Raw genomic sequence first — 23073 nt, 5'->3', positions numbered from 1 at the left:
AATTCCCCGCCCCCGGTTTGGGGGGCCCGTCCCATCGTGAAGGAGACCGTGATGCGTTGGCAAGCCCGCATCGGCGCCGCGTGCGCCACCCTGCTGCTCGTTTCGACCGCCGAGGCTCAACGAACCGCAACCCCGCGCCTCGACCGAAACTTCGATGCGGCCATCGAATCGGTGCTCAAGGCCTGGAACGTCCCGGGCGTTGGCATCGCCGTCGTCAAAGGCAACGAGGTCGTGTTGCTCAAAGGCTACGGATTCAAGGATCTGGAACAGCGGTTGCCGGTTACCGGGAATACCAAGTTCGCCATCGGCTCCGTCACCAAGTCGTTTACCGTGACCGCAATGGCCGCCCAGGCCGGCGACGGCAAGCTCGACTGGGACGCCCCGGTGCGCCGCTACCTGCCGGAATTCACCATGTACGACGCGGTGGCCACCGAACGCATGACGCCGCGCGATCTGGTAACCCACCGATCGGGCCTGCCCCGACATGACGCGCTCTGGGGCGTGGTCGGCTTCGGTCGCCAGGAAATGCTCGACCGCCTGCGCTATCTCGAGCCGTCACACGATTTCCGCAGCGTCTGGCAGTATCAGAACCTGATGTACATGACCGCGGGACTGCTGTCGGGCAAGATCGAAAACCGCTCCTGGGAAGACGTCGTTCGCGCCAGGGTGTTCCAGCCGCTGGCCATGAATACGGCGGACTTCTCGGTCACCGACATGGCCCGGTCGCCCGACTTCTCCTACGGCCATGCGCGGCTGCCGAACGACTCGGTGGTGCGAATCCCGTTCAAGAACATCGATGCCATCGGACCCGCCGGCAACATCAACGCCAGCGCAGCCGACATGGCCCGCTACCTGATTCTGCACATGAACCGCGGCCTGCTCGACGGCAAGCAGGTCATTCCCGCCGCGCAGATCCGCGACATGCACATTCCCCACATGGTGATGCCGAGTTCGCCGAATCCGGGGGCAGGCGGAGCGGAAGTCGGTTTTCAGCAGTACGGCATGGGCTTCATGGTGGGCACCTACCGGGGCCGCAAGCTGGTTCAGCACGGTGGCAACATCGACGGCTTCTCGGCGCAGATGTCCTTCCTGCCGGACGATTCGGTCGGCGTGATCGTGCTGACCAACATGAACGGGACCCAGACCCGCGACTTCATTCCGTTCATGGTGTATGACCGGATGCTCGGCCTCTCGCAGATCGACTGGAGCGGACGCTATCTCGAGCAGGCGGCGCGCGCCCGCGCCCGCGCCGATTCGGCCCGAGGCCGCGAGGTCGCTTCCAAGGTGGCCGGAACCCGGCCCTCCCACTCGCTGGCGGACTACGCGGGCACCTACAGCCATCCGGGCTACGGCAGCATCCGCGTCGCCGTCGACGGCGACAAACTGCGGTTTACCTACGGGATCTTCGAAGGCGTCGGCCTCAACCACTGGCACTACGACGTGTTTGAAACCGAGCCCGCCAGCCCGGCAATCCCGCGACGGATGCGAGTTCAGTTCCACATGGACCCGAACGGTAAGATTGCCAACCTGACGATGCCGATCGAACCCGCCATCAAGCCGGTGAGTTACACGAAGGACAAGTAAGCTCCTTGGGGAAGGGCGGCGATGCCGCCCTTCCCGCCATTGGCTCGCCTCCGGTACCGACCCGCCAGGAACTGTGCTAACGTATGGTAACCCCGAAGGAGGGAAGCCATGCGTCTCGCCAGTCTCATTCTCGTGTTCGCGACTCAGCTCGTGCTCGATGCCCAGGCCCAGGCACCGGCGGTGAGCATCGACGAATGGACCGTACCTTGGGAAAAGTCCCGACCCAGAGACCCCTCGGTCGCACCTGACGGACGGATCTGGTTTGTCGGTCAGGCCGGCAACTACGTCGCGCGCTTCGACCCCCGGTCGGCCAAGTTCGAGCAGTTCACCATCGACGCCGGGACCTACCCTCATACGGTCATCGTCGACCTGGCCGGCAACGGTTGGTACGCAGGAAATCGCAACGGCATGATCGGCAAGGTCGACGGTGCGTCCGGCGCCATCACACGCTACCCGATGCCCGACAGCGAGGCAGGCGATCCGCACACCATGGTTTTCGATCGCGCCGGCGACATCTGGTTCACAGTGCAGAACGGCAACTTCGTCGGCAAGCTGGCGACCAAGACGGGCCAGGTTCAGCTCGTCAGGATCGCGACCGCGAAGTCGCGCCCCTACGGTATCCTGCTCGATGCCGAAGGCCGCCCGTGGTACACCCTGTTCGGCAGCAACAAGATCGGCACGATCGATCCCGCCACCATGACCCCGCGGGAGTACGACCTGCCGAACCCGAAGAGTCGGCCACGACGGCTGGCCCTGACCTCCGACGGCTACGTCTGGTACAGCGATTACACGGTCGGCATGCTGGGCCGCCTCGACCCAAAGAGCGGAGCGGTCCGCGAGTGGACCGCACCCAGCGGCAACGTCTCCATGCCGTACGCCATGGCCACCGACGATCAAGAGCGGGTCTGGATGGTCGAAACCGGGGTGCAGCCCAACCGGCTGGTCGGATTCGACCCGAAGAAGGGCGCCTTCGTCGAGAACTCAGCCATCCCGAACGGCGGGGGGTCGATTCGCCACATGGTGTTCGACCCGAGAACGGGCGTGATCTGGTTTGGCAGCGACAACAACACGATCGGCCGTGCTGCCGTGGGTCGCGCCGCCAAGCCTACGACCTGACCGGCCTGCCAACCCCGGCATCGACCGCCTCGGCAACCCCTTCGCCGAGGCGGTCCATCCGGCTAGAATGCGTCGGTTGGTACCCGATCCGCATTCATCCACGGCCCTGACACCCCTATGGCTTCACCCATCGATATTCTGCTCCCCGCCGACCAGGCCGAGGGCACCACCAACACCGTCGGCAAGTGGTTCAAATCCGCAGGCGATACCGTCACAGCGGACGAACCGCTGCTCGAAATCACCACCGACAAAGTGACGGTCGAAATCGCGGCTCCCGGCGACGGGGTGCTGGTCGAGATTCTCAAGGCCGAGGGTGATACGGTCGAGCCGGGTGAACCGCTCGGCCGGATCGGACCCGCCGGATCGGTTGCGCCTGCCGCCTCGGCGGCTCCGGTAGCAGCGGCAGGCGCCTCGGAGACTGCCCCGCGGACCCGGGCCCCAGCCGCGGATGCAGAGGGAACACCCGAACTGAGCCCGGCGGTCCGCCGGCTCATCAAGGAACACGGCCTCGATGCCGCGACGATCACTGGCACGGGCCGAGGCGGGCGGATTACGGTCGAGGACGTCGAGCGGGCCCGGAATGCCGGCGCCAGCCAGACCGGCGGGCGGCGGATTCCGCACACGCCGATGCGCAAGAGCATTGCGCATCACATGGCTCAGAGCATGGCCACGGCACCGCACGTCACCTCGGTCTTCGAGGTCGATCTCTCCGCCGTGATTGCGCACCGGAACGCCCACAAGGCCGACTTCGAATCGCGCGGCACCAAGCTGACGTTCACGGCGTACTTCGTTCGTGCCACGGTTGCTGCGCTCGAGGCCGTACCTGAAGTCAACAGCCGCTGGCACGACGATGCGCTCGAGCTCTTCGATGACTGCAACGTCGGCGTCGGCACGGCGCTCGAAACCGGCGGATTGATCGTTCCGGTCATCCTGCAGGCGCAGACCCTCGACCTGGAGGGCACCGCCGCGCGGCTGCAGGATCTGACGTCGCGGGCGCGGGCGGGCACACTCACCCCGAAGGATGTCCAGGGCGGCACCTTTACGATTTCGAATCACGGCGTGAGCGGCAGCCTGGTGGCGACCCCGATCGTCATCAATCAGCCGCAATCCGCCATTCTCGGCATCGGCAAACTCGAGAACCGGGTGGTGGCCGACCCGAACGGCGTCCCGGTGGTGCGCCCGCGAATGTATGTCACCCTGACGATCGACCATCGGGTGCTCGACGGTTTCCAGGCCAACGCGTTCCTCACCAGGTGGGTCGAGACGATCGAAAGCTGGGCATAGGCCATTGCGGGAAACGAGGAGGCCCGGTTCCACTCCATGAGTGGAACCGGGCCTCTTCGCATCCCGTCTGGTCGCTAATCCACCTTGTATCGCACCTTCACACTGGCATACTCGGTCCGGTAGACGTTCCTTCGTCCTTCCATGCCAGCTGGCGTCGTTGAGAAACCTCCAGCCAGATTGAGGCGCCACGAGCTGCCGCCGTCGAAAATCTGGCCGACGGAGCGGGTGTTGGTGGTCTCGGCGCCGCTGAAGGTCTTCGAGACGATGGTCTCGCCGTTGTTGATCACCTCCAGCCGGTAGGTGGGATTGCCGGATCGCTTCGGTATCACGATCTGCGCGGCGATGAACGCACCGCCAGGCGTCGGCTCTTCTGCCACGATGAAGCTCCCGCTCAGCCAATCGTCGATGCTGATATTCGCCGTGCCGGTTGCGACCACCTGGACGATCACGCCTGCCACGACGGAGAGAACGTCGACTCTGACCTGATCGCTTCCGGTTCCCGACCCATCGGCTTTGGCGGTGTACCGGACCGTCTTGTCCTCGAGCGGAACGCCCTGCGCAAGGTCGATGCTGCCGCGGGTTCCGGTATGTGTGTAACGGTACCTGAAGCCGGGCCCGTTGTAGGCGGGTTCGACGGTCACCGCGAGATTGACCGCTCCGCCGATCGGCAGGGTGTCGGTTGCCGGCGTCAGCTTGGCCTGGTAGTTGACCTTGACCTCGACAAACGACTTCGGCTTGGCTCGCTCGATCTCGAAGTCACGGATCTCTTCGCTCGACCCCTCGAAACCAAACGCCCCGGCCCGGTGAGTCCGCACCCAACGCTGAATCTTCTCGATCAGCATGACCTCGACGTCGTCCACCCGCGGCGGCGGATGATTGAAAACACTCATTGCCGTGTAGGTTGCCTGAGTCGTGCTGTTGGCAATCAGCGTTCCCACATTGGCCGAGGATCGCCATTCGCCCGTGAAGTTGACCGGGATCGGAAGTTCCTGACCCTGCTTGTCGTTCGCGCGCAGGCGGAATGTGGCGACTTCGCCCGGACCGATCTCGGCAACACCTGGTGACAGGTCGTAGGTCAGCTCGAGATCCGCATCGATATCGGCCTTGACGGTGACGATTCGCTGGGCCTCGGCCGAGCCCGGCGTAAGCGACTGCGGATTGAGCAGCACATCGACGGTCACGTCATCGATCTTGCCGGTCATCTGGGCGAGCGCGCCTGCCGTTGCCGTGTACTGGGCCTCGGCAGTCGTACTCCACTGCCCGGACGCAACGCTCAGTGCCCCGTTCTGGCCCGATGTGCTCCATCGATAGCGAACGGGAAAAGACTGCGTTGCAGGCACGTTCATGTCGGCGCCTCGAGGAGCCAGCGAGACATGGAAGACCACCGATCGGTGGGTGTGATTCACGCTGGCACTCGTGGGTGTCATTTCGACCTTCGGGTCCTCGACCCCCGGCCCGATATCGCTGAAACTCGTCGTCTTGCCGGACATCACCTTGGCAGCGGTATCGATCGCAAACGCCGTCAGGGTGTCCCACTGGCTGCCACTCAGGTGCAGCAGTGCGAGGTCGCCCGCCATGACCCATTTGGGCAGTTTGGCTGGATCGTACTTGATCTTGACCGTGACCGGCTGACTGAACGTGGTACCGCTCGGTCCGAAGGCGTACATCGGCCCCATGGTCTGGTAGTCTGCGGGCAGCGCCTGTCTCGGGGCCGCCAGCGGGGTCACCGTGATGTTGGTCTGGCCCGTCAGCGCTCCAGACGGTATGACGATCTCTACCGTGCCGTCGGGAGTCGTCACCGTCCCCCCGGTCGACCCGACCACGGCGCCGACGGCGACGGTGACCTGCGCCGTCCCAGACTGCCCCTCGCTCGTCGCGGTGATCGTCGTGCTCCCGACCGCCAGGGCGGTGACGAGACCGCTGCCGTCGACTGTCGCCACCGTGGCCTGGCTGCTCGACCAGGTGACCGTGCGACCCGAGAGCGTGTTCCCTGCTCCGTCCCTGACCGTGGCCGTGAAGGCCTGGGTCGCTTGCGGCACCAGCGTTGCCGTTCCCGGCGCCACCGCGACACTGGCGACCGCGGCCGGTGGTGGCGGCGGCGGAACCGGCGGGGGCGAGGGTGGGTTAGGAGTGGTCCCCCCGCCGCACGCCGACAGGAAGACGGTGGCCGCAACGGCCAGAGAGGTTACCAGGGCATCAGGGCGACGCATGTAGTCCTCACATAGAGAGCCAGGTCTCGGCTCGATACCGGACCTACTCGTCCATGCGCAGAAGTACTCTGGATTGGCTCATGCGGCGACGCGACGGAACCTGTCGCCCGCAACTGCGTTGTCAGATCGGCTTGAAGTACTCGAACGGCTGGTGGCAGGCGTGGCAAACGTGGATCGCTTTACAGGCGGTCGACCCGAACTCGCTTTCGCGGCGGGTATCCTTCGAACCGCAGTAGGGACAGGCGATGCTCCGGGTCGGCCCGCCGAGCGGCACCAGCTCGAGGCCGCCGGGCCCAACCGGACCGGGCGGGGCGATGCCGTAGGCCCGCAGCTTTTCCCTCGCGTCGGCCGTGATCCAGTCGGTGGTCCAAGGCGGCGTGAACACCGTCCTGACCGTCACGTCCTCGAAACCGTGCCGTTTGAGCGCCTCGGCTATGTCCCGTTCGATCACCTTGGTGGCGGGGCACCCGGAATAGGTCGGTGTCACCAACACCGTCACGCGATTGCCCTCGACCTGGGCGGAGCGGACGATGCCGAGTTCGACCACGTCGATGACGGGTACTTCGGGATCCTTGACCTCATGCAGGATCTCGAAGACCCGCTCGACCTCGGGTGACCGGATCGCTACCATGTTGCGCCCGGATGCGACCGGGGCACGATCTGCATCTCGGCCAGGAGGGGTCCAAGCGATTCGGTGTGCCGTCCTTTGCGACCGCCGGTCATCCGCATCGGCGCCTCGGGAACGGTCAGCCGCGCCCGACCGAGCACCTCGAGCACGACCGCACGCCATTCCGCCTTGAGATCGGGCCGAGCCGGCAGACCGAGTTCGGCCTCGGCAGCCTGATCGACGGCGTCCGTCGCAAACATCTCGTCGGTCCAGGGCCAGAGCGCGTCAACCGCTTCCTGAGCACGGCGGTGACTCTCCTCGGTGCCGTCGCCCAGGCGCACTACCCACTCACCAGCATGACGTAGATGGTAGCGATTTTCCTTCTGCGCCTTGGCGGCAATGCCGGCGAGTTCCTCGTGCGCCGATCCCTTGAGCCACTCGAAGTGGAAATGAGTCCACGCTGAGAAGAAGAGCTGCCGCACCATGGTGAAGGCAAAATCGCCGCGGGGCAGCTCCACCATCTGCAGGTTGCGGAACTGCGTCTCGTCGCGCCAGTAGGCCAGCGCGTCGGCGTCTCGGCCCTGACCCTCGACTCGGCCGGCCAGGTCCAGCAGCAGCTGGGCAGCGCCGGTCAGGTCGAGCGCGATGTTGGTGATCGCGATGTCCTCTTCCAGGATCGGACCGTGCCCGCACCACTCGGCGTTGCGGTGGCCCAGGATCAGGCGGTCGTCGCCCAGACGGAGGAGGAACTCGAAGAGAGAGGCCGACACGTCAAACGCCCCGCACGCCGCGTGGAATCTTGTAGAACTGCGGATGGCGATAGGCCTTGTCGTTGCCCGGATCGAAGAACGGCCCGGCGTCGCTCGGCGCGGACGCGACGATAGCTACGCTCGGCACCACCCACAGGCTCACGGCTTCGCCGCGACGGGTGTAGACGTCGCGCGCGTTCTGCAGGGCGATTTCCGCATCGGGAGCGTGGACGCTGCCTGCATGCTCGTGAGGCTTACCGTTCGGCGGCTGGGTAAAGACTTCCCAGAGCGGCCATTCGTTGCGTTCGGTCGATTCCGTCGCCATATCTCCTCGTAGCGTTAGGCGGCCTGGGTTGCGCCCTGCCGCTTGGCCGCATAGGCCGTGGCGGCATCGCGGACCCACTGCCCGTCCTCGTGCGCCTTCCGGCGCGCGGCGATCCGTTCCTTGTTGCACGGGCCGTTGCCGGCCAGCACCTGCTTGAACTCGTCCCAGTCGATCGGCCCGATTTCCCAGTTACCCGACGCCTCGTCGAAGCGGAGGTCCGGATCGGGAACCGTCAGATCGATGGCCTTGACCTGCGGAATCGTCAGATTGATGAACCGCTGGCGCAGCTCGTCGTTGCCCTTCTGCTTCACCTTCCAGCGCAGCAGGTCGCCGCTGTTGGGCGAGTCCTTGTCGTGGGGCCCGAACATCATCAGCGACGGCCACCACCAGCGGTTGACCGACTCCTGAACCATCGCCTTCTGGGCCGGGGTGCCCCGGGCCAGGGTGGCGCAGATCTCGTAGCCCTGCCGCTTGTGGAAGTTCTCTTCCTTGCAGATCCGGACCATGGCCCGGGCGTACGGCCCGTAGGACGCATGGGCCAGCATGGTCTGATTGACGATGGCGGCGCCGTCGACGAACCAGCCGATCACACCCATGTCGGCCCAGCTCAGGGTCGGATAGTTGAAGATGCTGGAATACTTGGCGGTGCCGTAGAGGTACTGGTCGATCAGCTCGTCGCGGGACGTGCCGAGGGTCTCGGTACCGCAATAGATATAGAGGCCGTGGCCGGCTTCGTCCTGGACCTTGGCCAGGAGCGACATCTTCCGGCGCAAGCTCGGCGCCCGGGTAATCCAGTTGCCCTCAGGGAGCATCCCGACGACTTCGGAATGGGCGTGCTGGGACATCATCCGGGTCAGCTGCCGGCGGTACTTCTCCGGCATCCAGTCCTTGGGCTCGATCGTCTCACCGGCATCGATCCGGGCGTCGAACTCGGCCATTTTGACCGGATCCTCGGTCATCGTCTTATCGGCGGCCATCTCCATCCCTCCGGTTCGGCGGAACCTAACAAGCGTTAGTGTAATCTAACGCCAATCGCCCGACCTGTCCAAAACCGATTGGTGGGCCCCGGTTTTAGGTGGTAGGTTCGTCATTAATGTGTCCCAGGGCCTGGGACTCGGGAGATGAGCGATGCGGCCTCTCGGGCACCGCCACTCAGAGCCGTCAGCCCGTAATCGAGATGACCAGTCAGCTCTTCCAGGACGCGGGCGCGACAGCACCGTTCCCTACCCCTGACGCCCTGGGCCCTGAAACAATCCCAACAGGGGCTTGAGGAGTTCCCGTGATGCTCAGTTTCAGCACGCTCGTGACGAGGCTTCGATGCGTAGTGCTTGGCCGTGCTTCGACCATGGGTTGGCTAGGTGCCAGTATTGCGATCGCATCTGAATCCCTCGGGCAAACCTCAGCCCCAAGCTGGAAGCTGACCACAACCCGGATCGTCCCGATAGCCGCGCCGGACGGTACTCCTGCAACTTCATTGAACGGGGTGATTCTGACAGCGAGAGGTGACATGGTCGTTGCCCTGGCTGACGTTCCTACCATCCTTCTCATGAGACCAGACGGGAAAGCTCGAAGCTACGCCGGTCGGAGGGGCGCAGGCCCGGGCGAGTTTGCACGTATCTCGGGTATCGCCACGCTGGGCGATTCGATCGTCGCTGCAGATCCGAACCTCAACAGGTTCAGCGTTTTCGCGCTCGATACGAGTTCAGTCCGATTCGTCCGCGCAGTTCCCATGCGGAGAACGCTCGCCGCGCTGCTTCAAGGCGGAAACGCTCTGTGTCAGCCCTTGCCGCTTGCTCAGCCAGACCTGATCAACGCACCATGGCCGCTGATGCTGTGCGGTTGGGACGGGGAAGTCCGCGACACGATCACGATCCGGCGGCATCCGCGGAGCGCGATCACGTTCACCGGACCGCAGCGTTCGATCAACGTTCTACGAGTGGAGGGCCTCGATGCGTTCGACGACACGCCCCTATGGCGCCTGACGCCAGGGGGCGCCGCGTTTGTCATCATCGATCGTCCCGCCGCAACGAGCCCGCGAACCGCGCAGTATTCCGTCACGGTCATCGACGCGGCAGGCGATACGGTAAGAAGTCATACCTATCAGTACCAGCCGCAGGCCATTCCCGCCTCTCACGTGAACAGTGTCGTGGATGAACTCAGTGAGGTGGCACGGCGATCGTTCCCATCCCTGGAAGCGGCGCGATCGGTTATTCGTCCCGCGGTCAAGGCCCCGCCTTACTATCCACCCGTGTCCCAGGCCTTCGTCTCCACCGACAGGAGGATCTGGCTCCGTACTGAAGCGAAGCGAACTGCTGTGCAATGGAGGGTACTCGACACCTCCGGCCAGACCGTCGCCCTGGTCTCGGAACCATCAGGCATTCGCCTTGAGGCGGCGACCGCAACCATGGTCCTGGGAACTCAGGATACCGACGACGGTGTGCGCCTCGTCCAGTTCAAGATTGAGACGCCATAACGCTCCATTCGTTCGATAGTCGCTGCATCGCGAGTAGCATTGATCCGCTTTACGGCTTGCGAACGACGCGCGGTTCGGGCACCACGGGGAGCAGCACGAACGAAGCGTACGCTCCGCCCCGGTGAATCGTCTGCTGCGCAACTACCGGTTCTGTCTCGAGCGCGAGATCGCCGCCGCTGTTGAAGTTGGGCACCAGGAGCGGAAACGCCGCCGACATCACCGCCAGCCGGAGCCGCTCGCCCGGCTTGACCAGGACACAGGTACCCCAGAGGTCGAGATCGTACCGCTCGACCTGCCCCGGGACGAGCGGATCGTTGCGGAAATTGCCGCGACGCTCTCGTGCACGCACCCAGCCTTCGGTCAGCCGCTGCGAATAACCATCGGCGCGAACCAGCGACAGCCGCGCAACCCAATCGGTGTCGTGCGCCGAGGATGCGGCAAAGAGCGTCGCGCGCACGGGACCACAGACGGACAACGCCGTCCGCGGCGACGGCATGGTGTACACCAGCACGTCAGGGCGCGCCTCGACTGGGCGATAGTCGTCCGGGTTGCCCGAGTCGACGTTGACTTCCCAGAGAAAGGGCGTCGGATCGGCAGGATCGTAGGTGTACCGATCGAGAGCGTGGTCATCTCTTGGAGACGTGGACGTCAAGACGCCCGCATCACCAGTGCGATCGAGATAGTAGGTCTCCATCCGCGTCCCGCCGAGCGGCCAGTCATCGCCGCCGAGCCAGCGATTGGCACCCATCTGGAATACTCGGACTCGCGGCCAGGCAATCGGATCCGTCGAACCGCGCCGGAGGTAGTGTTCGAACCACGCCGCCGACATGGCACCAAGGTCAACCCGAGACTCTTCGCCAAACTCCACCCCGCGCAAGCTCGTGTTGCGAGAGTCGGAGGCAACCCAGTGCCGCCACGGCCCCACCACGAGATACTGGTGCTGTCGCGCCGAAGGGGTTCCTTGCGTCCGTACCGCCGCGAAATTCTCGAGACTGCCGCCTAACGTACCGTCGTACCATCCCGTGACGTGCAGCATCGGAATGGTCGAACGAGGCAGAAGGTGCTGATAGCTCCGCGTCCTCCAATAATCGGCATCTTCGAGTCGACCGAGATACTCACGCCAGATCTCGGACCGCGAACCGATCGCCAGGTCGGCATCTCGAATCGGGCGGGTCTTGTACGCCGCCACGAGATCAAAGAGCTCATAGGGAAGCGCCCGCGTCGTCCGACCCTCGACGACCATGGCCCACTCGAGCATCCCGAACGACAGCCCGCCGCGTCGCTGGGGCCAGAAGCCACCCGGATCCGATGGGGTAACCGTCGGGATCATCGCGCCGACTGCCGGATTGTTGAGATGCGCAGGAAGGGTCTGGGTCCAACCGCCATAGGAACCACCCACAGTACCAACCCGCCCGGTCGACCACCGCTGCTGACCTGCCCAAGTCTGGGTATCGAATCCGTCGGCGACTTCCTGCGCCAGCGGATCGAAACGCCCCTCGGAGTCGCCGCGACCGCGAACGTCCTGCACGACATAGGCATACCCGAGCGAGGCCCAGCGCCGGCCGGCGGCAGCATACCCCGCGCCCGTACGCATGTAGGGCGTCCGCTCGAGCACGACCGGCACCGGATGCGCGACGGCTGGCCGATAGACGTCGGCATAGAGCGTCACCCCATCGCGCATCCGGACGGGAACCCCAAACTGACGAACGACGGAGTCCGCGATACTCGAAACCGTACCATGATTCGGCGCGAATCGCGGCAACGAGTCGGCCGAGACGACAATGGGAACGGCAGGCCACGGACCGGTCGAGAGAGTTGCGAGCACAGTGATGACGGAGAGGAGACGTCCGGTCATGCAGCCACCGTTCCGAAAAGGGGGCGAGAGTGCGGCTCATCCGCCGACGGTACAGTCACGACACGAAATCGCGTGCAGCTGGACTGGTGCACCTGCCACGGCAGGTGGCTTCAGAGCGAACCCTCATCATCGACGACCGCTTTTCTGATCGAGGGGTCGTACCTGAGGGCGGCCCAGCGTTCCTTGCCGAAGCGCTGCGCCCACTCGACCCGCTCACCAGGACCCGGGTCGGTAAAGAAGAAGACCGACCGATCCGGCCAGTCCGGCCGGTTCAGAATGAAGTGCTGGGCGAAGAACGGCTCTGGAATCGAGAGAAACAATGCGCACTGGCACCCTTCGAACTGGCGGGCCGCGTCGAGGAACGCCCGCTGAGGCTGGCTCAGACGATCGAGTTTGACGGCCGTCGCGCCACCGAGCGCGAGCTGAGCCAACACAATACCGGCCGCCGATACCTGCACGACCTGGCGAGCCGGGCGGTGCTCAGCAACCCAGCGGTGGAGCCCGACCGCCGCGAGCGCAGCAACCCCGAAGTAGGCCTCGAACCAGTAGCGCTCACCGCTGACCGAACTGAATGGCTCGGACTGGATCAGGTGCCCGAGGACGAGGCCGACCAGCAGGAGGACGAGCACATTCCCCTCTGGAACCTGGCGGCGAGTCTTCCAGTAGCCGTATCCGGCGAGGAGGATCACCAGTGGAAAGGCATACAGGATCGTTGCCTGCGCCGCGCCGCGATACGAACCGATCAGATTGTGGCCGATCTGGCTGAGCCCGGCCACAATGCCGGCATTCTCGGTCAGGCCGCGTGACAACGCATATGGCGAGAGCAGCGGCGATCCGGTGATTGCTGCGTTGGAGGCAAGGACGCCCGCGACCGCCAGCCCCCCGAGTACGGCCGATGCGCCAGCAATGCCGAGACACAGCCGGGGCCGATCTCTCGTCATGACGAGCGCAGCACAGCCCAGGATCGCGGCGGCAATCGCCCCTGTAAGGAGACGGATCTGGATGCAGATCGCGAGCAAGGCCAGCATCAGCACGAATGGCCCAAGCCGACCGCTGCGCACGCCGCGAATGAATAGCAGGGTGGCGCCAGCCACCAGAACGCCGCTGGCCCCATGTGACATGATGCCGACGAGATTGCCCAGCAGGTACGGCGACAGTGCGGCGATTACGACTGCCGCGGGAGCCACGGCACCGCCGAAGAGCTCACGGGTCACCGTCCAAGTCAGCAGGAGCAGGACGCCGCCCAGGACCGGGTTGAGCAGCCACGAGATGCCGAGCGTTTCCGGGAGGGCCAGGACCAGCGGCCACCCGATCGGAAAGTGAAACGCCCATCCGTGTTCGGTGTAGATCGCGTGAGTGAAGAGGAGTGCGCGAGGCGGCCGCTCCGGAGCAAGTGGAGCTCCATGGGGATTGGGCGCGAACAGCGAGCCCCGCACCAGCGTCTCTGCCTGGAAACGATAGGCGTTCTCGTCGTTGATCAGCATGCCCTGCGTCACATGCCAGCTGAGACCCGCCGCGACGAGGACAAACAGCACGATCGCACCGCGGGCAACTCGGTCACTCACGAGCGCATCCGTCGGCGCGGCCAGCCCGGTCCTCGTCCAAGCCCACCAGAGCACTGGGAGAAGAACGACTGCCTGGAGCAGGAACCCGATCAGCTCGTGGTGGCGCCAAGCCTGTGCAATCCCGATGGCACTGACCCCGCCATAGAAGATGCAGGCAGTCGCGACGAGTACAGCGACTGCCGTCGGACTCCGCTCGCCCTGACCACGATCGGTCGACATCATCCAGGCCTCAGAGCCGCCGGAGGCCAAGCACCGAGAGGAAGAAGCTGGCAAACACGCCCTGGCAGCCCAGCACCATCAGGGTCACCGACGAAACCGCCCAGCGCAGACTCCGCCGAACATCGAGGGTGCCGAACTCGGCTGCTCGCCACTCCGCCACGCCGAGCAAGGCCAGTACAATCCCGGCAATGAAGGTGAGGGCACCAAGGATGACGCCAACCTCGAGGGTCACATACTTGAAGAGGCGCTCCAGCCGAGGGTCCGGGGGCAGCAGCCCCTCTGATACTGCGAACACCTTGGCGTACAGCCAGAACAGAATCAGCTTGGCACCGATGATGACGGCAGCCGATGCGAACAGAAGAGTGTTGACGTCGAAGGAGACCGATCCGACCATCTGCGGACCAGGCAGGAGCCAGGCAATCGTGGCCAAGCCGACGCCTGCCAGGAGGAACCCGGGAAAAAGGAACAGAAAACGGGGGCTGAACAGCAGCAGGAACCGCAGGTGACGCCAGCCGTCGCGCCAGCTTCGCAAATGCGGCGGACGACTGCGACCATCTGGCGACAGGGTTGTCGGCACTTCGGTGATCCGAAGTCGCTGAATCGTTGCCTTGACGACCATCTCGCTGGCAAACTCCATCCCGGTTGTCCGGAGACCGAGAGCCATGATGGAGGCCCGATTAAAGCCGCGCAGCCCGCAATGAAAGTCCCGGACCGGACTGGCAAAGAACAGTCGGCCGATACCGGACAGAACCGGATTACCCAGATAGCGATGAAGCGGCGGCATCGCCCCCGGCGCGATCCCGCCCCGGAATCGATTGCCCATCACGAGATCGTATCCCTCACGCAGCTTCTCGACGAACAGCCCCAAACGGGAAAAGTCGTAGCTGTCATCGGAATCGCCCATGATGATGTACCGGCCCCGCGCCTCCCGAATGCCACCCAAGAGGGCAGCTCCATAGCCGCGAATGGGCACATCGACCACCCGCGCGCCGAGTGATCGGGCCAGATCCTGAGAACCGTCGGTGCTGCCGTTGTCACCAATGACGACTTCGCCACGTACCCCAATGTCGGCCAGGCCGCGCTGCGCCTTGATGATGCACTGCTCCAGCGTTTCAGCCTCGTTGAGGCAGGGCATGAGGACGGTTACTTCGATCTCCTCGATGGTCTCGGCACGAGACCCGGCAGTCACTGACACAGGTTGCTCCTCAAGTGGACTCCAAGCTCCTCAACACAGCTTACCGCGCTACCACGTTACGACTCACAGCAGACCTCGGCAACGGCCTCAGGCAACCCGCACCCGCCCGGACCCCGGGGCAAGCCCGTCGGCGACCCGATGGGCGTTGGCCATCAGCGTCAGGGTCAGGCCCTTGGCAGGCAGATACCGCAGGCTCGCGCCGTCGCCAACGTACACGTTTGCGGTGCCGTGGAGGCGCCCGTCGAGACCTGTCGTCAGCGGCCGCGGTTCCGACGAATAGGGCAACATCCCGCCGTAGTGGATGCTGCTCCCCGCGCCGGGATAAACGGACCGCACCGGCCAGCACCCCAAACGACGGACCTCCCGCTTGAGCATCCCTTCGGCCGCCCGCTGACGATCGGCTTCCGCTGTCGTTGTCCGGTAGTCGAACTCGAGCGGATCGTCACGAAGCGACGCAGCTTGCCGCAGCAGGCAGGTCTTGGTGGGTTCGGGGTGATCCTCGTGCTGCAGCACGAGGATCACCAGGCTCGTCGCGATGGTCCGGAACACAGCAATCGCATCCCGATAGGCACAAGGCGACTCGCGCAGCAGCCGGGCCAGCGGGAGACCGGTAAACGAGTAGAATTGCGCCTGGGCCAGATGCCGCTGGTCGCCGGTCGGATCGATCATTGCCGTCAACTGCGCAAGAGCATGAACACCCTGCTCAGGACCATCGCCCAGGCCACCGAGTCTGACGGTCGGTATCAGCGCATGCTCGTTGCATACCAGCGGAACGGGGCGGTCATAGTGACTCAGCGACCGCAGCACGATGCGCGTGGTGCCCAGGGCGCCCGCAGCGAGCAGCACCGTTCGAGCTCGGCACGTCACCATTTCACCAGTGGTGAGGTCGACCGCTTCGACCTCGACACCCTGCTCGCCCTGGTCGACCCAGCGGAGCACCAGCATGCCAGGTTGGTAGGTCAAGCCAGGGCGTTGCCGGAGTTCGTCGAGAACGACCGTGGGACGAAAAACGCTGCCCCCATGATTGGCCCAGAAATCCAAGCCGTACCCGGGGTTGGGCTGACGAGATCCGATCGATTCCGTCAGCATCGCCAACAGCGGACGACCGAGTCGCAGGCCGCGCGCATGGAAGCTGTCCCGGCGGCGCTGATACGCAGCAAGCACGGCGCAGGCGTTGCGATCAGGGGCGGGTGGGCCCTGAAGCGGCCGGACCGAACCGCGCCAAGGCGTCAGATCGTCGTTCATTTCGCCGGAGAGACCGATCTGTCTCGCAACCGCGTCGTAGTGCGGCGCCAGCCGGTCGGCGTCCAAGCCACTCATCTCGCACTCGTGCCGGGTGTACGGAAACGACACCGCACCCCAGGCCTCACCGAGGCCGCCGGCTGCGAGGCTTTCGATAGCCGCGAATCCGTCCGCGGCCGCCGGAAACAGCTCCTTCGCACGCCGAAAGACGTGCTGACGGGGCGGAGTGGCCTGAGCGAGCGGACCGGTCGCGCCGAGCGCAACACCCTCGTAGTCGTCACCGAGGATGTAACGATGCTGCTCTCGATCTTCATGGCGGAGCGACAGAAATGGTCGCGCCGGAACGTCGTGCGGGTAGCGATCCTCAGGCAACGACGCGTCCATCAGTGTGACTTCACGCCCCAGCTCCAGCAGGCGTCCCGCCGCCGTGATGCCACTGGGCCCGGATCCAACCACGAGAACGTCGGCAATCATGCAGCCCCGCCCCGCGCAAGCAGAAACCGGCGCAATGGGAACCCAATCAATGCGCGAGCAACGGCGATGACGCCGACGCCCAACAGCGTGGCAATGCTGGCAGCACGGGATCGCGACTGCGGCAGGAATCGGTCGGTGGTTTCCACGCTCGCCTCGAGTATCGCAGCCAGCATCAGCAGGCGATCCCGCAAACCGTCTCGCGTTCGGACCAGCGCCCCGGCCGCATCGAGCGCACCAATCAGGCGCGGATGACGGAGGGCAAACGCCGTCACCTGATCGGGAGCCGAGTCACGCAGCAAGCGGCGATGCGCCTCGACGTACCGATCGACGATCTCCTCAGGAACCGTCGTACCCAGGAGGTATGCGCCCAGGATCCGGGCTTCGCGGTGCAGAGCCGTTCCAAAGATGCGATCCAAGCCATCGGCGAGCGACATGGGCGCGAAGCCGAGATCGTATCCAGCCCGGGCCAGATCCATCGCCGTATCCTGGTTGGAACCGAGCACATTGCTGACGGTAACGGGCGGGCGCGGCAGGACCATCGCCAGGGCGCGGGCACCGGCAAGCGCGAGCCCGAAGGGCACATGGAGCTTGGGTCGGATCCCCACCCCGCAGGCAACCCCGATCCGGTCCAGCAGCTCGTCGAGAGAGACCTGATCCGGCCCGCCAATGTCGTAATCGGTCGCTGGCGTTCCCTGGCGGACGGCACACTGCGCCAACAGGCTCGCAACATCGCCGACATAGACCGGCGCCGAACGCCACCGTCCGTTGCCCAGCACAGGGACCACAGGAAGCCGGCGAACGAATCGGTGCAGGGTTCCGAAGATGCCGTCGCCGGTTTCGCCGTACACGACGCTGAGATGGAGCACCGTGACATCGAGCCCGGACGCTCGGAACAACGCGTCAGCTTCTGCCTTGGTTCTGCCGTAGGCTCCCTTGCGGGGTATCCGAGCAGACTGAGTACTCACGACAACGACGCGCGGCACCTCCTCCTGCCGGCAGGCAGCGATCAGGTGCCGCGCCCCCCCGACATTGACGTCCTCACTGTCGGGTTCGTCACGCAGGGCCGCCGCGAGGTGGACCACCGACCGGCAGCCTCGAACCGCCTTCAGCACTGCGGCCGGATCACGAACGTCCCCGAGCACGACTTCCGCGGAGGCAACCGCCGAGTCGACCGGGGCGCTGCGCACCAGTACTCGAACGGGCCGATCGGCCTCGACCAGCGCACGAACAACCCTCCGGCCCAGAAAGCCATTGGCTCCTGTTACCAGGATCGGACGGTCGGGCCGATCAACCATTCAATCGGCCCTCGGAGGGGAAGGATATCTGAATCATTCGAGCCTTTGGCCAAAGGCAATATCCGGGCCGAGCCTGAAGGGACGTCGAACGCCCCTGAGAACCGTCCCGGGCCGGAAACCTGTTGCAAAGCCTCGACGATAGTGTGGAACCGAACCTCTCGGCCTACTCCCAGGCGTCGTGAAAGAGCTGAGCAGGCGAGCCCCCGGCCGCGCGATCGAGGTCCGGCGCGTCCTCACCACCGGACGGGTCGATCCGCCGATACCGCCGATCGTGAAAGATGAGGGGTTCACGTGGCGGCAGGCCGAGGCAGCGATCGCCGACCTCGAGCGTCACGATGTAGTGATCGCCGCCATCGAGCACTGCCGCGATGGTACATGACAACGCAAGGGCCGCTCCCTCCATCCGATGAACGTGGCCCCACGGAACGAAGCGGTGCGGAGGTGGCGACTCGCCCTTCCACGAGCCGGCATAATAGGTTGACAATGCCTGCTGATCCGCCCTCAGGACGTTGATGCTGCAGAGTCGGCCGAACGCGAGGAGAGACCCCATCCGCGCCTGCTTACCGACGCACAGCAGCACCAGTGGAGGGGTGAGCGACAGCGAGGTGAACGAACCGATGGTCATGCCCTGTATCCCGCCGCCATCAGCAATAGCCAGCACCACGACACCCGTCGGGTACTGGCTCATCGCCTCTCGAAAGGCAGCGGGCTCGATCGTCACAGCGGCTGCCCACCTTCCAGCAGCGCCTCGAGCCGAAAGAACGGGGCCGGATTGAGCAAGCGCGTCTCCTGACTGTCGAGCAACGGGTGGATCTTGGCGAGATAGCCGGGCCACCGCGGGTCGGCACGCATCCGCTCGCGGCACTCCGTCCGATGCTCGTAGCTTCGATAGGCCCAGAGATGCACGACCTGGTTGAGCGGGCCGATCTCCGTGACATAATAGCCGACGCAATGCGGCAGGTACTCTCGCTGTACTGGCAACCCCTCCGCCTCGTACACCGCGAGGTACTCAGCCAGCTTGCCCATCCGAAACGTGTAGGTCCGCTGCTCGACGATCATGCCTCACTCTTCCAGAAAAGGAGTCTCGCCTTCGCCCCGAAGGCGGATGTCGAACCGAAAGTGCCCCGGCGTCGGCTCGGGCACGAGCATCAACCGGCTCCGCAGGGCAGCATCGATCGCCGCAAGCTGAGGATCGCCGGCCGCGGTCTCGTCGGGAAAGAACGCCTCCGTTTCGAGCGGGCGCATCAGCCCGGATCCGAGCAGCCGGAAACACAGATGCGGAGCCCGCACCGATCCTTCCGGTCGCCCGGGCCGGAAAGTACGAAAATGGTAGCATCCTTTGCCGTCCGTCCAGACTCGGCCCCAGCCCCGAAAGCGGTCTGTCGCTCCGGAACGCCGGCCTGCCGGATCCGCCTGCCACAGCTCGACAATGACATTGACGACCGGCTGGCCTTCACCATCGACGATCTGCCCGTGAATCTCGATGGCGTCGCCGTCGATCGGCGACCCGTCCCGTCCAACGGTGAGATCGCCGTCGGCCGGCCCGATGAAGGCTGTCGGAAAGAACGGTCCCGTGGTGTGCCATGCCGTGCCCGTCATGGGTGATCGTCCTCCAGAGGCGTCTCTCGCCCGCCCCCCAGCACGAAATCATGGCGGAAACCCAGCGCACCATCGGGCGTCGACAGCTCCGCATCGAAAACGGACACCAGCCTGGCCCGGGCACGATCGTCCCGAATGCTGTTGAGCAGCAGGTCGTATCGGTTGAGCGGCTCGCCCGGAAAATACATCTGGGTCACGAGCCGTTTGCCAAAACCGTCGCCGAAGATGGAGAAGTGGATGTGCGGCGGGCGCCACCAGCCCGCCAGCTGTCCCTCGCCATCGTACGGGACCGCGTACCCACCAGGCTTGATCGTGCGCAGCTGGTAGCGGCCCTCCGCATCGGTCACGATCCGGCCGACGCCCTCGAAGTTGGGATCCACAGGCACCGGCGACGGGTCGGCCGCGTGAATGTACTTGCCCGCCGAGTTGGCCTGCCAGCATTCGAGCAGGGCGCGGCGAATCGGTCGACCCGACTCGTCCAGAACCCGCCCGGTTACCAGAATCAGCTGACCAAGCGCCCGCGGCCGACCAGGGGAGACCACGGACAGATCACAAGTCGGCGGAAACGCGGCCAGCTCTGGTCCAAAAGACGCGGGCGCCTCAACCGGCGCATGCCGCGGCCACGGCAGCGCCTGCGGAGCCCTGAGCAGGCTCTTGCGATAGCCAGGCACCGAGCGCGGCGGCTGGGTCGGGTCGTCAGAACGCCCCGTCATCGAACCTCCGTCATCTGAACAGCCATCCCGGCGATACGGACCTGGTCGAGATCGACGCCAAGGCCGGGACCCGCTGGCACCCTCACGGCACCGTCCTGAATGGCCAGCTCGGCGGTTACGACATCCTCGCTCAGCGCGTGGTAACCGCAATCATTGGCTCGGCGGATCCCGGGAAACGCCGCGGCAAGTTGGAGATTGGCCGCGGTTCCGATTCCAGTCTCGAAGAGGCTGTGAATCGCAACCTCGAACCCGAGCGGCTCCGCTGCATGCACCAGCGAACGAAACCTGCCGACGCCGCCCCAGAGATACAGATCGGCCAGAATGACATCGACCGGACGGCTGCGCACCGCGGCAGCCAGGTGGTCCGGCTGAATGATGCACATGTTGGTCGCGATCGGAGTCCGCACCTTGCTCCGCAGCCTGGCAAGCCCCGCCTGGTCGTCGGTCGGGTCCTCGAAGAACTCGAGTCCGAGGTCATCCATCGACTGGCAGAGCCCGATGGCTTCGGCTGGAGGATATCCCGCGTTGGGGTCGAAGCGGAGCGCGGCATCAGGAAAGCGCTGGCGGAGCGAGGCCATGACAGCCCTGTCGAAGGCCGGGCTGACCGCGGCACTCTTGTACTTGAAGCAGCGAAACCCGTACTGCTCGGCCTGCCGTACCGCATACTCGACGACGGCATCGACCCGGCCGAGATCGCTGAACAGCCGGGTCACCTCGGCACGCGGCATCGGGCGATCGAGCATCAGCGCAGGGAGGGGACACACCAGGGGCACGGCATCCCTGCAACGACCGCCAAGCATCCCACCGAGCGAGCTGCCCGCAAGGCGAGCACTGAGATCCCAGAGGGCAAGATCCAACCCGCCCGCCACAGACCAGCCTGTCCGACCCAAGCGGTTATCGAAAACGGATCGCGCAAAGCGGCGTTCGACGACTCGGCGATCGAACGGGTCCGCACCAACCAGCCCCGTCGCCAGCTGTTCGGCCAGTTGGAAAGCTTCGGTCGTGCCGTGGGCTTCGCCGTAGCCACGGAAGGCGCCGTCGGACGTCTCGAGCTCGATGACCGTACGGAAGGTGTCCTGCATCACGTACATCGAACTCAGATATACCATCCGAAGCGGAATCCGCACCCGCCACAGGCGGACGCGGCCGATCTGCCGGGAGCTCATGCTGGCGCCCTGCCTATCGAGAAGACAGGGCGCTGCGATTCCGCAGGCGTCCGTTGGATTTCCACCCCCCGCCCGAGCGTCGCCATCGGCAGAGCTTCCTGCACTGCGACCCCGATCGGCATGGCCGCGCTGCCGGGCGGTAGCTCGATGGCCATACCGATCTGGAAGATGCGACACATGGCGTCGAGCCGTCGCAGCGCAGGAACCGACCATATGCGCGGATCCACTCGAAGCCAGGCCACCGACGCCTCGGGCAACCACGCTGCGACCTCGTCAAAGCTGGCATCGCCCACCGCATGGCCGTCCACGCCCAGGGTGTCCGGATCAACGATCGAGTCCATACTCCGAAGCGAACCACCCAGCCACGAGGAGAGTGGAATGCCGGCGGCCTCTGCGCTCAATGCCGCAAGGCCAGTCTCGACAGCCGAGAAGGCGATCCAGTCGAGACCGCCATGGGCCGGACGGTCCGCCCAGCGCTGGTTCTCCGAGAGGAGGGGACGGTCGAGCTGCCGGACGAGGCGCTCGCCGAGACGATCGGCTACGCCGGGAGCATTCGTGGTAACGGTCTCGCATTGGTTGCTGCGGTCATCCACGAGGACCAGGACAAGCTCGCCGCCGACCTCGACTGCGGAGGCGTGGACGAGAACCCGGTCATCGAGCACGAGGCACCTTGGCCAGATCGGGTACCGGTTCGCCCTTTTCGATACGTACCAGCCGCGCGGCTTCCGCCCGCTCGAGTTCGAGGGCACGATCCGCCACCTGCGCTGCGAGTGCGTACGGCACAATCACGACTCCAGCGTCATCGGCAATGACGAGATCGCCAGGATGCACGGTGATTCCGGCGATATCGACCGGCTGATTGACGGCTACGGTCTCGAGACGGTACTTCCCCGTAATCGGGCTCCGCCCGCGCGACCAGACTGGATAGCCGAGTCGAGCAACCGAGACAGTATCGCGGACGGCACCGTCGACGATGGCGCCAGCTTCGCCCTGCCGCAAGCCGATGGCCGCCGAGATTCGCCCCATGCTCGAGATCCCTGAGACACCGGCAACGACCAGGACATCGCCCGGCTCAGCCTGATTGTGTGCTTCGATATCAGCGAGGCGCACATCAACTTCACGCACGCGTCGCTGGATTTCATCCGGTGACGGTGGCGACGCATCCCGAGCGATGTGTCGGACCGTGAGCGCCCGCCCGACCAGGGTGGAGCCCGGTACCGTCGGGCACAGCACGGTGGCTGGCACGGCGCCGGCCATACCGAGCCCATCGAGAATATCGGAGACGACGCTCGAGGCATCGCTGATGTCCCGAAAGACCTCGAGCACCCGATCCGGCACCGGCGGCACCGGACGCACTCCAACGCGATGGGCCGCCAGGCGTCCGGTGAGCGGGCGCGTCATC

21 protein-coding genes are annotated in these 23073 nt (G+C 65.2%); 4 read left to right on the top strand and 17 right to left on the bottom strand.

The genetic code is table 11. From position 1 onward, the window contains the following. Window positions 1–51: 51 nt before the first annotated feature. From KF785_06545 to KF785_06535, 3 genes are all read left to right on the top strand, one after another. A complete protein-coding gene (locus KF785_06545; protein ID MBX3146414.1) occupies window positions 52–1584 on the top strand; it encodes a serine hydrolase in 1533 nt (510 codons plus the stop codon). Window positions 1585–1692: 108 nt separating this feature from the next. Beyond that, window positions 1693–2700, top strand: coding sequence for a hypothetical protein (locus KF785_06540; protein ID MBX3146413.1), 1008 nt, complete (start codon window positions 1693–1695; stop codon window positions 2698–2700). 117 nt (window positions 2701–2817) lie between these two features. Next, a complete protein-coding gene (locus tag KF785_06535) occupies window positions 2818–3984 on the top strand; it encodes a 2-oxo acid dehydrogenase subunit E2 (protein ID MBX3146412.1) in 1167 nt (388 codons plus the stop codon). Between the two features lie 74 nt (window positions 3985–4058). Here KF785_06535 and KF785_06530 read toward each other — a convergent pair whose 3' ends face one another. The 5 genes from KF785_06530 to paaA form a co-directional block, all read right to left on the bottom strand. Continuing rightward, a complete protein-coding gene (locus KF785_06530) occupies window positions 4059–6194 on the bottom strand; it encodes an Ig-like domain-containing protein (protein ID MBX3146411.1) in 2136 nt (711 codons plus the stop codon). Window positions 6195–6315: 121 nt separating this feature from the next. Further along, on the bottom strand, window positions 6316–6825 hold the full coding sequence (gene paaJ / locus KF785_06525; GenBank protein MBX3146410.1) for a phenylacetate-CoA oxygenase subunit PaaJ: 510 nt from the start codon (window positions 6823–6825) through the stop codon (window positions 6316–6318). Continuing rightward, the gene (gene paaC / locus KF785_06520) at window positions 6819–7571 is read right to left on the bottom strand and encodes a phenylacetate-CoA oxygenase subunit PaaC (protein ID MBX3146409.1); all 753 of its coding nucleotides are present in this window, start codon (window positions 7569–7571) and stop codon (window positions 6819–6821) included. Before paaC ends, paaJ begins: the two co-directional genes overlap by 7 nt. A gap of 1 nt (window position 7572) precedes the next feature. Next, on the bottom strand, window positions 7573–7875 hold the full coding sequence (gene paaB, locus KF785_06515) for a 1,2-phenylacetyl-CoA epoxidase subunit B (GenBank protein ID MBX3146408.1): 303 nt from the start codon (window positions 7873–7875) through the stop codon (window positions 7573–7575). A 14-nt stretch (window positions 7876–7889) separates the two neighbouring features. Continuing rightward, a complete protein-coding gene (gene paaA, locus KF785_06510) occupies window positions 7890–8858 on the bottom strand; it encodes a 1,2-phenylacetyl-CoA epoxidase subunit A (GenBank protein ID MBX3146407.1) in 969 nt (322 codons plus the stop codon). 746 nt (window positions 8859–9604) lie between these two features. Here paaA and KF785_06505 point away from each other — a divergent pair. Then, the gene (locus KF785_06505; protein MBX3146406.1) at window positions 9605–10348 is read left to right on the top strand and encodes a hypothetical protein; all 744 of its coding nucleotides are present in this window, start codon (window positions 9605–9607) and stop codon (window positions 10346–10348) included. 49 nt (window positions 10349–10397) lie between these two features. Here KF785_06505 and KF785_06500 read toward each other — a convergent pair whose 3' ends face one another. From KF785_06500 to KF785_06445, 12 genes are all read right to left on the bottom strand, one after another. After that, window positions 10398–12203: a CocE/NonD family hydrolase gene (locus KF785_06500; GenBank protein ID MBX3146405.1), complete on the bottom strand. Its 1806-nt coding sequence runs from the start codon at window positions 12201–12203 to the stop codon at window positions 10398–10400. 110 nt (window positions 12204–12313) lie between these two features. Then, window positions 12314–13990, bottom strand: coding sequence for a hypothetical protein (locus KF785_06495; protein ID MBX3146404.1), 1677 nt, complete (start codon window positions 13988–13990; stop codon window positions 12314–12316). Between the two features lie 7 nt (window positions 13991–13997). Next, on the bottom strand, window positions 13998–15182 hold the full coding sequence (locus KF785_06490) for a glycosyltransferase family 2 protein (protein MBX3146403.1): 1185 nt from the start codon (window positions 15180–15182) through the stop codon (window positions 13998–14000). 87 nt (window positions 15183–15269) lie between these two features. Next, window positions 15270–16898, bottom strand: coding sequence for a GMC family oxidoreductase (locus tag KF785_06485; protein MBX3146402.1), 1629 nt, complete (start codon window positions 16896–16898; stop codon window positions 15270–15272). Next, complete coding sequence (locus tag KF785_06480; GenBank protein MBX3146401.1) at window positions 16895–18193, bottom strand: NAD(P)H-binding protein; 1299 nt, start codon at window positions 18191–18193, stop codon at window positions 16895–16897. Before KF785_06480 ends, KF785_06485 begins: the two co-directional genes overlap by 4 nt. Window positions 18194–18356: 163 nt before the next feature. Continuing rightward, a complete protein-coding gene (locus KF785_06475) occupies window positions 18357–18881 on the bottom strand; it encodes a flavin reductase (GenBank protein MBX3146400.1) in 525 nt (174 codons plus the stop codon). 29 nt (window positions 18882–18910) lie between these two features. Beyond that, on the bottom strand, window positions 18911–19252 hold the full coding sequence (locus KF785_06470; GenBank protein MBX3146399.1) for an NIPSNAP family protein: 342 nt from the start codon (window positions 19250–19252) through the stop codon (window positions 18911–18913). A gap of 3 nt (window positions 19253–19255) precedes the next feature. After that, complete coding sequence (locus KF785_06465; protein ID MBX3146398.1) at window positions 19256–19792, bottom strand: hypothetical protein; 537 nt, start codon at window positions 19790–19792, stop codon at window positions 19256–19258. Then, window positions 19789–20505: a hypothetical protein gene (locus tag KF785_06460; GenBank protein MBX3146397.1), complete on the bottom strand. Its 717-nt coding sequence runs from the start codon at window positions 20503–20505 to the stop codon at window positions 19789–19791. The genes KF785_06465 and KF785_06460 overlap by 4 nt, the downstream gene beginning before the upstream one ends. Further along, window positions 20502–21671, bottom strand: coding sequence for a hypothetical protein (locus KF785_06455; GenBank protein ID MBX3146396.1), 1170 nt, complete (start codon window positions 21669–21671; stop codon window positions 20502–20504). The genes KF785_06460 and KF785_06455 overlap by 4 nt, the downstream gene beginning before the upstream one ends. Continuing rightward, window positions 21668–22333 carry a hypothetical protein gene (locus tag KF785_06450; GenBank protein MBX3146395.1) on the bottom strand — a complete coding sequence of 222 codons (666 nt, stop codon included), beginning with the start codon at window positions 22331–22333 and terminating at the stop codon, window positions 21668–21670. The genes KF785_06455 and KF785_06450 overlap by 4 nt, the downstream gene beginning before the upstream one ends. Next, window positions 22323–23072 (bottom strand): RraA family protein, encoded by a 750-nt coding sequence (locus KF785_06445; GenBank protein ID MBX3146394.1) that lies wholly within the window; start codon window positions 23070–23072, stop codon window positions 22323–22325. The genes KF785_06450 and KF785_06445 overlap by 11 nt, the downstream gene beginning before the upstream one ends. Between the last annotated feature and the right edge of the window lies 1 nt (window position 23073).

The organism is Gemmatimonadales bacterium (assembly GCA_019637315.1).
Taxonomy (GTDB): domain Bacteria; phylum Gemmatimonadota; class Gemmatimonadetes; order Gemmatimonadales; family GWC2-71-9; genus SHZU01.
The sequence above is the reverse complement of the archived record's forward strand: the minus strand, read 5'-3'. Positions and strand labels throughout refer to the sequence as shown.